This is a genomic window from Nonomuraea sp. B208 (genome assembly GCF_057536035.1).
In genome coordinates this window covers 96,449-109,443 of record NZ_BAAJOU010000031.1, presented here as the reverse complement: position 1 = coordinate 109,443, position 12,995 = coordinate 96,449, and the positions used below count along the sequence as shown (strand labels likewise).

The window sequence follows — 12,995 nt, the reverse complement described above, 5'->3', positions numbered from 1 at the left end:
TGCTTGTGAAGTCTTTCAACCAATGATTTACTGCGGTGTATGAAGCACAACATCCGCTATGCCGCCGGATCAGATGTGGGCCGTCGCAGGGAGCAGAACGAGGACTCCGGCTACGCGAGCGGCCGGTTGCTCGTGGTGGCCGACGGGATGGGCGGTCACGCGGCGGGCGAGCTGGCGAGCTCGGCCGCCATCGCGGTCATGCGCGAGCTGGATGCCACGCTTCCCGAGACGGGCGCCGACCTGGAGGCCGCACTGGAGAGCGCGGTGGCCGAGGCGGGCCGCCGGCTGGTCGAGCTGGCCGACATCGACCCGGCGCGCCGGGGGATGGGCACCACGGTGACCGCCATGCTGTTCGACGGCTACCGTTTCGCCTTGGCCCATCTCGGTGACTCCCGCGGTTATCTGCTGCGCGACGGCGCTCTTTACCAGATGACCAAGGATCACACACTTGTGCAGTCGATGGTGGACGAAGGCCGGATAACGGAGGACCAGGCCGCGGTGCACCCCCGCCGTTCCATGGTGCTGCGGGTGCTGGGCAGCGAGGGGCGGGCCGAGCCCGACATGGCGCTGCGCGAGGCCGAGCCGGACGACCGCTATCTCCTGTGCTCCGACGGGCTGACCGCCGTGCTCGGCCCCGAGATGCTGCACGAGGTGCTGACCACCGTCGCCGACCCCGTCGTGGCGGTGCAGCGGCTCATCGACCTGGCCAACGAGGGCGGCTCGCCGGACAACGTGACCGTGATCGTGGCGGACGTGGTCGCGCAGGGAGCGGGCGACGTCGCGGTCTACCGCGTCGGCGCGGGCGCGTGAGGGCCCTCCTGGCTCACCGGTCACACCAGTCACTTAGCCGATATTTCATCTCATAGCAAGACACTTTCCGGGTGGCCCGCGCAATTTCCCGATGACGCTATTACAGTCCATCGTGGTTTTGTCGGTTTTCCCCCGGAGGAGTCACCCTGGACCCGATCGCCCAGAGGCTGCTGGAGACGGTACGGCAGGAACTCGGCTACAAGGAGAAGAGCGGCCAGTTCACCAAGTTCGGCCAGTGGTACGCGGATCGCGTCCAGGACAACCAGTTCCGCAACGCGCCCTGGTGCGACATGTTCCTCGCCTGGGCGGCGGACAAATCGGGCCTCACCCCCTACGTCGGTGAGTTCGCCTGGACCCCCTCGCACGCCGCCTGGTTCATGAAGCAGGGCGCCTGGAGCCAGCGGCCCGAGCCGGGAGCCCTGGTCTTCTACGACTGGCGCGGCGGCAAGTCCTACAAGGGCATCGACCACGTCGGGATCGTCGAGCGGGTCAAGGGCAAGAAGATCCACACGATCGAGGCGAACGTGGACGGGGTCTGGCTCAAGCGCAAGGTCCGCGAGACCGACAAGGTCGTCGGGTACGGCGTCCCGCGCCTGGTCAAGGCCAACGCCGACCGGGCCGGCGAGATCCCCGGCACCGAGCAGCCGTTCGTGCGGCCCCCGCAGTCCGCCACGGGCGGGAGCTCGCCGCTGGACTTCCTTGGCACGCCGCCCGCGCTGCTGGCCGCGATGGTGCTGGCCACCGTTCTGCTGTCCTTACGTTTCACCCGCCGGCGCGGCATCCACCGCCGCTTCACCTGGCCTTGGCCGGTCGCGTGGCCGTGGAACGAGCCGGACGGGCCCGGCGGGACCGAGGAGGCGGAGGCCCGGCGCCCCGCGCCGATCCCCGAGACCTTCCGCGGCAAGCTCACCCGCGTCGGCGCCCCGCCCGTCCCGAGACAGCAGCGAAAGCCCTCCCGCCCGGGCGGACGCCCGGAGGAGCCCGAGCAGCCCCGCGGCAGAGAGCCCGAGACGGCCCGCGCCAGGGAGCGCGAAACGGCCGGCGCCCGGGAGCGCGAGCCGGTCCGCGTCGGCGGAGGGCCGGGGCCGGGGCCGGGGCCGGAGGCGAAGGCCCAGAAGGCCCAGAAGGCCCAGAAGGACACCGGCGCGGCCGTCGCCCGTCACTCCACCCCGTCCCGCCGCAAACCGTACGATCCCCGCTGAAGCCCGCTCCGCCCCTCAGGAGGCGTTGAGCTCGACCACCACCTTCACGTCCCCCTGGGCCGGCTCGAACGCCTGCGTGGCCCGCTCCAGCGGCACCCGCCGCGTGATCAGCCGCTCCAGCCACCCCAGCTCCGCCTTGGCCAGGGACTCGGCCGCGGCCGCGAAGTGGTGCTGGTTGGCGTTGACGGTGCCGAAGACCACGTCGTTCTCCAGCACGATGTCCCGGTTGATCACGCCCGCGTCCACCCGGTGCGTACGCCCGCCCGCCGCGAGCCCGCACAGGCAGACGATCCCGCTGGCCGCCGTGGCCGTCATCGCGTCGATGACGAGCTGCCCCGCCCCGGTGCACTCGATGATGATGTCGGGCTGGAGCCGGGCCAGCGGCGCGAGCGAGGAGTCGGAGTGGTAGGTCCCGCCGAGCGCCTCCACCAGCTCGGACTTGAGCCCCTTGGGTGAGCGGTCCACGACGTGCAGCTCCAGGCCGCGCTGCCGTCCCATCATGGCGGCCAGCAGCCCGATCGGCCCCGCGCCGGTCACCAGCAGCTTGGCGGGCTCGAAGTAGGCCCGCGAGCCGATCCGCCAGATCTGGTCCCACGCCTTGGCCACCACGGACGCGGGCTCGGTCAGCACGCCGACGTGCTCCAGCGACGGGTCCAGGCGCACCGCGTACTCGGCCTCGACGGTCCAGCGCTCGCTCGCGTAGCCGTCGCGCTCCTTGATGCCGCGCTCGGTGTACTGGCCGTTGCGGCACATGTCGAACTCGCCGCGCGCGCACGCGCCGCACGGCACGGGGTCGGGGCGGCGTACGACGCCGACGACGAGGTCGCCCGCCGAGAACGAGGAGTCGTCAGGGGCCTCAAGGACCCGCCCGAACGACTCGTGCCCGATGACCATGCGCTCCCGGCCGGTCGGGGGCCAGCCGTACTCGGCCGCCGCCAGCTCCCTGTCGGTGCCGCAGATGCCGAGCGCGAGCCCTTCGACGAGCAACTCGCCCGGACCTGGCGTGGGTTCTGGCAGGTCCGTGACCTCCAGCGTGCCCCGTTTTCCCGGCGCGAACGTGAGTGCGCGCATCGGCCCCACCTCCTCGCCGGGTCCCCTACCCCACAGGTTCCTGGGAAATAGTAGGACGTCCTAGTATCTTGGGAGGAGAGCCCCTCACAAAGGAGTGATCAGGCGTGCACGTCCCGGTGAACCCCGTGCGTTTCGTGACCGCCGCGGCCCTGTTCGACGGCCATGACGCGGCGATCAACATCATGCGGCGCATCCTGCAGTCGCAAGGCGCCGAGGTGATCCACCTCGGGCACAACCGGTCGGTCGACGAGATCGTCACCGCCGCCATCCAGGAGGACGTCCAGGGCGTGGCGATCAGCTCGTACCAGGGCGGGCACGTCGAGTTCTTCACCTACCTGGTGGAGCTGCTGCGCGAGCGCGGCGCCGGGCACGTCAAGGTGTTCGGCGGCGGCGGAGGCGTGATCGTCCCCGAGGAGATCGAGCTGCTGCACTCGCGCGGCGTCACCCGCATCTTCTCGCCGGAGGACGGCCAGCGCTACGGCCTGCCCGGCATGATCAACAAACTGATCGAGGACTGCGACCACGAGCTGGGCGACCCGCCCGCGCCGGAGGCCGTGCTCTCCGGCGACCAGGCGGCGCTGGCCCGCGCGATCACGCTCATCGAGTCGGGCCGCGCCCCCGAGCCGCTGACCGACGCGCTCAGGCGCGCCGCGGGCGAGCGGCGCGCGCCGGTGCTCGGCATCACCGGTACGGGCGGCTCAGGCAAGTCCTCGCTGACCGACGAGCTGGTACGCCGCTTCCGCGTGGACAACGACGACAAGCTGCGCATCGCGATCGTCGCCATCGACCCCACCCGCCGGCGCGGCGGCGGCGCGCTGCTCGGCGACCGCATCAGGATGAACAGCCTGGGCCCCCAGGTCTACTTCCGCTCCCTGGCCACCCGCGGCGCGCCCAACGAGGTGCCCACCTGCCTCGACGACGTGATCGCCGCCTGCCGCGCCGCCGGGTACGACCTGGTGATCGTCGAGACGCCGGGCATCGGCCAGGGCGACGCCGGCATCGTCCCGCACGTGGACGTGCCCATCTACGTGATGACGCCCGAGTTCGGCGCGGCCTCCCAGCTGGAGAAGATCGACATGCTGGACTTCGCCGAGGCCGTGGTGATCAACAAGTACGAGCGCCGCGGCGCCGAGGACGCCCTGCGCGACGTCCGCCGCCAGCTCGTACGCAACCGCGAGGCGTTCTCCGCCCGCCCCGACGACATGCCGGTCTTCGGCACCATCGCCTCCCGCTACAACGACGCCGGCGTCACGGCCCTCTACCACCACCTCAGGGGCCTGCTGCTGCCGGAGCCCGGCCCCGGGCTGCTGCCGAAGGTCGCCGGCCGCACCTCGCAGGCGTCGGCCGCGATCGTCCCGCCCGCCCGCGCCCGCTACCTCGCCGAGATCGCCGAGACCGTACGCGGCTACCACGCCGAGACGCTGGCCCAGGCCGAGGCGGCCCGCCGCCGCCAGCAGCTCGCCGCCGTCCGCGACCTCCTGACAGGGGACGACGAGCGGCTACGGGACCTCCAGGACCGCGCCGAGCGCGAGCTGACCGACGAGAGCCGCGCGCTGCTCGCCGCCTGGCCCGCGACGGTCGAGCGCTACCGGGCCGACGAGCTGGTGGTCAAGGTCCGCGACAAGGAGATCCACACCCCGCTGTGGCGCGAGACGCTGTCCGGCAACCGCATCCCGCGCGTGGCCCTGCCCCGCTACAGCGACCACGGCGACCTGCTGCGCTTCCTGCGCGCGGAGAACCTGCCGGGGGCGTTCCCGTTCACCGCCGGGGTGTTCCCGTTCAAACGCGACGACGAGGACCCGACCCGGATGTTCGCCGGCGAGGGCGACCCGTTCCGCACCAACCGGCGCTTCAAGCTGCTGTCGGCCGGCCAGCCCGCGACCCGCCTGTCCACCGCGTTCGACTCGGTCACCCTCTACGGCAACGACCCCGACCCGCGCCCGGACATCTACGGCAAGGTCGGCACCTCGGGCGTGTCGATCGCCACGCTCGACGACATGAAGGCGCTCTACGACGGCTTCGACCTGACGGCGCCCGACACGTCGGTGTCGATGACCATCAACGGCCCCGCCCCGACGATCCTCGCGTTCTACCTCAACACCGCGCTCGACCAGGTCAGGGCGCGCTTCCGGGCCGAGCACGGCCGCGAGCCCGACGAGCGCGAGGACCGGGAGCTCGCCGCGCGCACGTTCGCCACCGTGCGCGGCACGGTGCAGGCCGACATCCTGAAGGAGGACCAGGGCCAGAACACCTGCATCTTCTCCACCGAGTTCAGCCTGCGGATGATGGCCGACATCCAGGAGTGGTTCATCCGCAACGGCGTGCGCAACTTCTACTCGGTCTCGATCTCCGGCTACCACATCGCCGAGGCCGGGGCGAACCCGATCAGCCAGCTCGCCTTCACCCTCGCCAACGGCTTCACCTACGTGGAGGCGTACCTCGCGAGGGGCATGAAGGTGGACGACTTCGCGCCGAACCTGTCGTTCTTCTTCTCCAACGGCATGGACCCCGAGTACAGCGTGCTCGGCCGGGTGGCCCGCCGCGTCTGGGCGATCGCCATGCGCGAGCGCTACGGCGCCGGCGAGCGCTCGCAGAAGCTCAAGTACCACATCCAGACCTCGGGCCGGTCGCTGCACGCCCAGGAGATGAACTTCAACGACATCCGCACCACCCTGCAGGCGCTCATCGCGATCTACGACAACTGCAACAGCCTGCACACCAACGCCTTCGACGAGGCCGTCACCACCCCGTCGGCCGACTCGGTCCGCCGCGCGATGGCGATCCAGCTCATCATCAACCGCGAATGGGGCCTGGCGCGCAACGAGAACCCGCTGCAGGGCTCGTTCATCGTCGAGGAGCTGACGGACCTGGTGGAGGAGGCGGTGCTGGCCGAGTTCGAGCGGTTGTCGGACCGCGGCGGCGTGCTCGGCGCGATGGAGACCGGCTACCAGCGCGGCCGCATCCAGGACGAGTCCATGCTGTACGAGATGCGCAAGCACGACGGCTCGCTGCCGATCGTCGGCGTCAACACCTTCACCAAGGACGACGGCGACGAGCCGGCGCCGCACCAGCTGGAGCTGGCCCGCGGCACCGAGGAGGAGAAGCAGTCGCAGCTCGACCGGCTGCGCGCCTTCCACGAGCGCCATCGGGAGGAGGCCCCGAGGCAGCTCGCCCGGCTGCGCGAGGCGGCGATGTCGGACGAGAACGCCTTCGCGGTCCTCATGGAGGCGGCCAGGCACTGCTCGCTCGGGCAGATCACCGAGGCCCTGTTCGAGGCGGGTGGCCAATACCGGCGCAACGTGTGAGCCGTCGTAGGATCGGCGATCGGGGAAACATCGGTATTCAGGAGGCTTTTTCATGTCCGACGTCACCTTCAAGGGCAACCCGATCACCGTGGGAGGCACCTTCCCGAAGCCGGGCGACAGCGCCCCTGACTTCCGGCTGGTGGGCGGCGACCTCGCCGAGCTGTCGCTGGCCGACCTCGGCGCGTCGACCAAGGTGCTCAACATCTTCCCGAGCGTCGACACCGGCGTCTGCGCCGCCTCGGTGCGCCGCTTCAACGAGGTGGCCGCCGAGCACCCGGACGTGAAGGTGCTGTGCGTCTCGGCCGACCTGCCGTTCGCGCAGAAGCGGTTCTGCGGCGCGGAGGGGCTGGACAACGTGACCATGCTGTCGCTCATGCGCGGCCGCGAGTTCCTGCGGGACTACGGCGTGGCGCAGGAGTCGGGGCCGCTCGCGGGCCTCGCCGCCCGCGCGGTCGTCGTGCTCGACGGCGACAACAAGGTGGTCTACTCCGAGCTCGTGCCGGAGATCACGCAGGAGCCCGACTACGACGGCGCGCTCGCCGCGCTGAAGTAGGCGGGCGTGCTCACCCGGTGCGGCGTCCTAGAGCTTCCTGGCGACGCCGCACAGGGTGAGCGAGGAGTCGGGGGCCGCCACGAAGTCGACGGTGTCGGCCGGCTCGGGATGCCACTCGGGGAGCCAGACCAGGCCGGGGTCCTCCAGCGCGAACCCGTCGAACAACTCCAGGATGCGCCCCCGTTCGCGCAGCGTGAGCGGCGCGTTCGAGCGTTCGTAGACCTCGGTGGCCCGCTGCGCGGCGGCGCGCCGGGGGCCGGAGGCGTCGAGGACCCCGTGGGAGAGCACGAGGTAGCTGCCGGGGGCCATCGCCTCGCGCAGGGTCGCAAGGATCTCCCGCGGCCGGTCGGCCTCGGCCACGAAGTGCATGACCGCCACCAGCAGCACGCCCACCGGCCGGCTGAAGTCGATCGCCCCGAGCACCTCGGGATGGTCGATGATGTCGCGGGGCTTGCGCAGGTCGCCCTGCACCACGACGGTGCCGGGCCGGCCGCACAGCAGCGCCCGCGCGTGCACCAGCACGACCGGGTCGAGATCGACGTAGACGACCCGCGAGTCCGGGGCCACCTTGGCGGCGACCTGGTCCACGCTGTCCTGCGCCGGCAGCCCCGTGCCGATGTCCAGGAACTGCCGGATGCCCGCCTCGGCGAGGTGGCGGACCGCCCGGCCCAGAAAGGCGCGGTTGGCCCGCGCCGCGGCCCGCGTCTCCGGAGCCACCCGGAGGACCCGCTCGGCCGCCTCGCGGTCGGCCGGGAAGTGGTCCTTGCCCCCGAGGTAGTAGTCGTAGAGCCGGGCTACGTTGGGCGTGTGCGGATCGAAGCCGAGGGACTTCTGGTCCAACCGCCGTACCCCCGATCAGGAGTTGATCATCATCGGTCCCGATTCTACGGACATCCGCCGACAGAAAGGGAGCCTTGTGGATGACATCGGCGTCCCGGTGACGGTTCCGGAGACCGTGCGGCGGATCGTGTCCCTGGTGCCGTCGCTGACCGAGGCCGTGGCGGCGACCGTGCCCGGCGCCCTGGTGGGCGCGACCGACTGGTGCTCACACCCCGCCGACCTCGACGTGGCGAGGGTGCGCGGCACCAAGAACCCCGACGTGGAGGCGATCGTCCGGCTCCGGCCCGACGTGGTGCTGGCCAACGAGGAGGAGAACCGCCCGGCCGACCTGGAGGCGCTGCGCGCGGCCGGGCTCGCCGTGTGGGTCACCAGGATCGAGACGCTGGAGCAGGCGTTCGCCTCGCTGGAGCGGATGTTCCTGCACGCCTGCCGCACCGCCCGCCCGGCCTGGCTGGACGCGGCGGAGGACGCCTGGCGGCTGCCGCCCCCGGCCGGCCGGCGCACGGCGATCGTCCCGATCTGGCGGCGGCCCTGGATGGTGGTCGGCCGCGACACCTTCGCCGGCGACGTGCTGCGCCGCCTCGGGGTGGACAACCTCTACGCCGGTCACGCCGAGCGCTATCCCAAGGTCCCGCTCGCCGAGTTGGTGGCGCGCCGGCCCGGCCTCGTGGTCCTGCCCGACGAGCCCTACGCCTTCGCCGCGGACGACGGCCCCGAGTGCTTCCCCGGCCTCGACTGCGCGCTGGTCAGCGGGCGGCTGCTCACGTGGTACGGCCCGTCGCTGACCGAGGCCGCCCGCGCGGTCCCGCGCGCACTGGGCGTCGGCTAGGCCGGCTTGGGCCGCAGGGCGGCGTCCACGGCGGCGGCGGAGAGCACGTGCTCCATCACGATCACCGCCATCCCGGTGACGCCCGCCCGGCCGCCCAGCGACGAGGTGACGATCTCCAGGTTCCTCGTCGTGTACGGCAGGCTCCGCCGGTAGACGACCTCGCGGATCCCGGTCAGATAGTGCTCCCGCGTCTCGGCCATGTCCCCGGCCAGCACCAGCACGGCCGGGTTGAGCAGGCTGACCGCCGTGGCCAGCACCACGCCGAGCGTGCGCCCGGCCTCCTGGGTGCGGGCGATGGCCGTCGGGTCGCCCGCCTGCACCAGCCGGACCACGTCCAGGCTGGACTCCTGGCCGAGGTCGGCGGCGAGGGCCCGCCCGCTCGCCAGCGAGGCCACGCAGCCGCGCGAGCCGCAGGTGCACACGCGGTCGTCGCCCTCACGGATGCGGACGTGCCCGATGTTGCCCGCGGCCTCCTCGACGCCCCGGTAGACCTGACCGTCGAGCACGATGCCGGTGCCGATGCCGGTCGAGACCTTGACGAGGACCAGCGCGTGGCTCTCCCGCCAGGACGCCCACCACTCGCCCAGCGCCATCGCGTTGGCGTCGTTCTCGACCAGGATCGGCACGTCGTAGCCCGCGCCGACGGCCTCGCTCACCGGGAAGTCGTCCCAGCCGGGCATGAGGAAGGAGCGGATCACCCGCCCGCCGACGTGGTCGACGGAGCCCGGCAGGTCGATCCCGATGCCGCACACGTCGCTCCGCGGCCGGCCGGCCCGGTCCAGTAACCGCTGGAAGCTCTCGCGCACCCACGACAGCACCGCCTCGGGGCCGAGGTCGATGCGCAGGCCGGCGCTCTCCTCGCCGAGCGGGCGGGCCGCCAGGTCGGTGAGCGCCACCCGCGCGTGGATGGCGCCGAGGTCGGCGACGAGCATCAGGCGCCGCCCCGCGTCCACGTCGAGGACCGAGGGCGGTCGCCCGCCCCCGGACGCCCCGACGCCGGACTCGTGGATGTAGCCGGCGTCGATGAGCCGATCGACCCGGTCGGTGATGGTCGAACGGGACAGGCCGGTGTGCTCGATGAGTTCCTTGCGTGTCCGGCAGGTGCCGTTCCGGATGAACTGGAGGATCTGCCCTGCCGTCAGCATGCGTGCTATCCCTTCTCTGCTCCAGCCGTCAGCCCTTCGGTCAGCAGGCGTTCACTGGCGAAGAACACGATCACGATCGGCAGCGTGAGGACCACCGATCCCGCCATCAGCACCGTCGTCGGGATCTCGATGCTCCCCGCGAGCTGGGACAGCCCGAGGGAGACCGTCCAGCTCTCGCGCTTGTCCACCAGGAAGAGCAGGGCGAACAGGAACTCGTTCCAGGCGATCATGAAGACATAGAGTCCCGTGGCCATCAGCGCGGGCTTCGACAGCGGCAGCACCACGCGCCAGATGGTCGACAGTCTCGTGCACCCGTCGATCGCGGCCGCCTCCTCCACGCTCTGCGGCACGGTCTCGAAGTAGTTGCGGAGCATGTATACCGTGACGGGCACCGTTTGCGCGATATACACGAGGATCAGGCCCACCAGTGACCCGCGCAGCCCGAGCATGGTGAAGAGCACGAACAGCGGGATGGCCAGCACGATCGCCGGGAACAGGTACACCGCGAGGAACAGGAAGTGCACCTGCCGCCGGCCGAAGAAGCTCAGCCGCGCCACCGCGTACGCCCCCGGGATCGAGATCAGCAGCGTGACCGCCACCGACGCGACCGCCACGATCGCGCTGTTGCGCATGAACGTCAGGAAGCCCTGCCTGGTCAGGACGTCCACGTAGGTGTCGAGGGTGAACCGTTCCGGCCAGATCGAGCCCGGGTCCAGGATGAGCTCCTGGATGTCGCGGACCGACAGCGTCACCATGTAGAGGAACGGGAAGGCGGTGGCCAGGAAGAGCACCAGGATCACCACCGGCTTCAGCACCCGCAGCAGCCCGCGCTCGAACCTATCTCTGCTCACGTTCGCCTCCCGCGAAGAACCGCAGGTAGATGGCCAGGAAGACGACCAGGAACACGGCGAGGACGAGGGCCTGCGCGGCCGCGGCCCCGATGTCGTCGCGCGAGGTCAGGAAGTTGTAGACCCGTACGCTGACCACCTCGGTGCCGGCCCCGCCGCCGGTCAGCAGGTAGACGTCGTCGAACTTGGTGAAGGTGAACACGAAGCGCAGCACCGACAGCAGCGCGATCGTCCGCCAGAGCTGCGGCATGATCACGTAACGGAAGCGCTGGGTCGGCGTCGCGCCGTCCACGACCGCGGCCTCGTCCAGCTCGGCCGGCAGCGCCTGGAGGCGGGCCAGGATGAACAGGAACGCGAACGGGAAGTACCGCCACGCCTCGAACGCGATCACCGTGAGCAGCGCCACCGGCACCTGCACGCCCAGGAACTCGCCCTTGGCCTGGGTGAGGAAGGCGATCGGCTCGCGCAGCCAGGTGTTGACGATGCCGTACTGCGGGTTGAGCATCGTCTCCCACAGGAACGCCACGGCCACGACGGGCGCCACGTACGGGATGAGGATCGAGGCCCGCACCAGCGTCCGCCCCCGGAACCTGTCGCGCAGCGCCAGCGCGGCCACCAGCCCGATCACGATGGACAGCCCGGTGCCGGCCACCGTGTAGACGAGCGTGTTGACCAGCGACGACCAGAAACCCGGCTCGGAGACGACGTAGCCGAAGTTCTCCAGCGTGTAGTGGCCGAAGACGCCGGTCCGCCGGATGTTGATCAGCCGGGCGTCCTGGAACGCCAGCATGATCGCCCACAGCAGCGGCAGCACCACCACGACCAGCGTGATGACGAGCGTCGGCGAGATCAGCGACAGTCCGGCCCGGCCCTCCTGCTGCCGCAGGGTGCGGGCAGGAGTCCGGCTCACTCTCTGATCCCGCGCTTGATGGACTCGACGTCGGCCTTGGCCTGGTCAGCGGCGGCCTGCGGGGTGAGCGAGCCGTCGACCAGCGCGCTCAGCGCCTTCGGCACCGGCAGCTCGCCCATGGTGGCGCCGACCAGCTTGCCCTGGCCCTGGGGGATGCCCCAGCGGGCGAAGGTGTCGGGGCTCTCGCGCAGGGTGGTGAGCACGTCGGCCGGGTAGATCTCCGACAGCGGCTTCTTGGTGTCGACGCCGGCGGGCAGCTTGTCCCACTGCTCGGCGAAATTCGTCCTGGTGGGGAACTTGCCCTCGGGGGCCATGCCGAGCCAGCGCGCGTAGCCCTCGTCCATCATGTACGTCACGAACGCGCTCGCCGGATCCTTGGCCGCGTCACGGGTGATCGCCCACGAGACGATCTCGCCGTACTGGGCGGGGGCGCTCCCGTCAGGGCCCTTGAGCGCGGTGACGATGCCGGTGTTCTTGGCCAGCCACTCCGGGTCCTTCCGGCATTCCGGGCAGCTCGGCAGCGCGTCCTTCCTGAGCCCGGCCAGCTCGTCCAGGATGAACGACGACCAGATCATCATGGCCGCCTTGCCGGAGAAGTACGTGGCTCTCGTGGTGTCGACGTCCTGTTTGCCCTTGACCGAGTAATTTTTGGCCAGGTTCGCATAGAACTCGAATGCCTTGACGCATGGCGGCGAATTAAGAACGACATTTCCGGAATTGTCGACCAGTTGGCACCCGTTCGCCAGCGCCACGTGCTCGAAACTCTGCGCCGTGAACGAGTCCTTCGGCGCGATCGCCAGCGTGATCCCGGCCGTCCCGGCGGTGTTCAGCTTTCGCGCGGCGGCCTCCAGCGCCTCGTACGTGTCCGGCGGTCGCAGCCCGGCCTTCTCGAACAGGTCCTTGCGGTAGAGGATCAACTGCGCCCATCCGTCGCTCGGCACGGCCAGCAGCTTGCCGTTCGCCGTGTCGAGCTCCAGCGCGCGGGGGGAGAAGGTGTCCCGGCCGAGCCGGTCCACGATCCTGCCGGGGGTCTCGGTGTCGAGCAGGTCGTTGGCCTCCAGCTCCCGTACCGACGCGAGGGGCAGCGCCCCGATGACGTCGGGCAGGTCGTCGGCGGCGGCCGCGGCGGTCACGGTCTGGCTGAACTGGTCCTCGGCGACGCCCACCAGCTCCACCTGGACGCCGGTCTTCCTGGTGAACTCGGCGATGATCTGCCTCTGCACCGCCATGCGGTCCTCTAGGTTCTCCTCGGTCCACACCGTGATCTTGGGGGCCGCGCCCTGCTCCTCGCCGCCGCCGCCGCAGGCGGTCAGCGTGGCGGTCACCAGCAGGGCGGCGGAGAGGACGGCGGAAACCTTCTTCGGCATTGCACGCTCCTCCGTTCGGGGATATGCCGCCCTTACCCCGGGAGCAGTTGCCGCAACGTCCGCCAGGCCACGCCGGGACCGGTAAGGTCGCTTTCCACAAGACACGCGGTCAGAA

General features: G+C 70.8%; 11 protein-coding genes. 5 read left to right on the top strand and 6 right to left on the bottom strand.

From position 1 onward, the window contains the following. The first annotated feature begins 39 nt into the window (after positions 1-39). On the top strand, positions 40-810 hold the full coding sequence (locus AC27IY_RS44395) for a PP2C family protein-serine/threonine phosphatase (protein WP_344209606.1): 771 nt from the start codon (positions 40-42) through the stop codon (positions 808-810). Between the two features lie 146 nt (positions 811-956). After that, positions 957-2,012, top strand: a complete 1,056-nt coding sequence (locus AC27IY_RS44390; RefSeq protein WP_487181736.1) for a CHAP domain-containing protein — start codon at positions 957-959, stop codon at positions 2,010-2,012. A 15-nt stretch (positions 2,013-2,027) separates the two neighbouring features. On the opposite strand, the gene AC27IY_RS44385 is transcribed toward AC27IY_RS44390, so the two are convergent. Beyond that, positions 2,028-3,083: a glucose 1-dehydrogenase gene (locus tag AC27IY_RS44385; RefSeq protein WP_344209602.1), complete on the bottom strand. Its 1,056-nt coding sequence runs from the start codon at positions 3,081-3,083 to the stop codon at positions 2,028-2,030. A gap of 104 nt (positions 3,084-3,187) precedes the next feature. Here AC27IY_RS44385 and icmF point away from each other — a divergent pair, with 104 nt between their 5' ends. Both icmF and tpx read left to right on the top strand, forming a co-directional pair. Then, positions 3,188-6,388 carry a fused isobutyryl-CoA mutase/GTPase IcmF gene (gene icmF / locus AC27IY_RS44380; protein ID WP_487181671.1) on the top strand — a complete coding sequence of 1,067 codons (3,201 nt, stop codon included), beginning with the start codon at positions 3,188-3,190 and terminating at the stop codon, positions 6,386-6,388. A 52-nt stretch (positions 6,389-6,440) separates the two neighbouring features. Next, positions 6,441-6,941, top strand: coding sequence for a thiol peroxidase (gene tpx, locus AC27IY_RS44375; protein WP_344209598.1), 501 nt, complete (start codon positions 6,441-6,443; stop codon positions 6,939-6,941). 27 nt (positions 6,942-6,968) lie between these two features. Here tpx and AC27IY_RS44370 read toward each other — a convergent pair whose 3' ends face one another. Next, a complete protein-coding gene (locus AC27IY_RS44370) occupies positions 6,969-7,781 on the bottom strand; it encodes an SAM-dependent methyltransferase (protein WP_344209596.1) in 813 nt (270 codons plus the stop codon). A gap of 76 nt (positions 7,782-7,857) precedes the next feature. On the opposite strand from AC27IY_RS44370, the gene AC27IY_RS44365 reads away from it, so the two are divergent. Further along, the gene (locus tag AC27IY_RS44365) at positions 7,858-8,610 is read left to right on the top strand and encodes a helical backbone metal receptor (protein WP_487181670.1); all 753 of its coding nucleotides are present in this window, start codon (positions 7,858-7,860) and stop codon (positions 8,608-8,610) included. Here the strand turns inward: AC27IY_RS44365 and AC27IY_RS44360 are convergent. From AC27IY_RS44360 to AC27IY_RS44345, 4 genes are read right to left on the bottom strand one after another with little or no spacing between them, the layout of a single operon-like run. After that, positions 8,607-9,755 (bottom strand): ROK family transcriptional regulator, encoded by a 1,149-nt coding sequence (locus AC27IY_RS44360; protein ID WP_371249999.1) that lies wholly within the window; start codon positions 9,753-9,755, stop codon positions 8,607-8,609. The two genes, AC27IY_RS44365 and AC27IY_RS44360, sit on opposite strands and share 4 nt — an antisense overlap. Positions 9,756-9,760: 5 nt before the next feature. Beyond that, positions 9,761-10,606: a carbohydrate ABC transporter permease gene (locus tag AC27IY_RS44355; RefSeq protein ID WP_344209590.1), complete on the bottom strand. Its 846-nt coding sequence runs from the start codon at positions 10,604-10,606 to the stop codon at positions 9,761-9,763. Continuing rightward, complete coding sequence (locus tag AC27IY_RS44350) at positions 10,593-11,513, bottom strand: carbohydrate ABC transporter permease (protein ID WP_364449102.1); 921 nt, start codon at positions 11,511-11,513, stop codon at positions 10,593-10,595. The genes AC27IY_RS44355 and AC27IY_RS44350 overlap by 14 nt, the downstream gene beginning before the upstream one ends. Continuing rightward, positions 11,510-12,880 carry an ABC transporter substrate-binding protein gene (locus AC27IY_RS44345; RefSeq protein WP_487181669.1) on the bottom strand — a complete coding sequence of 457 codons (1,371 nt, stop codon included), beginning with the start codon at positions 12,878-12,880 and terminating at the stop codon, positions 11,510-11,512. The genes AC27IY_RS44350 and AC27IY_RS44345 overlap by 4 nt, the downstream gene beginning before the upstream one ends. Positions 12,881-12,995 lie beyond the last annotated feature (115 nt).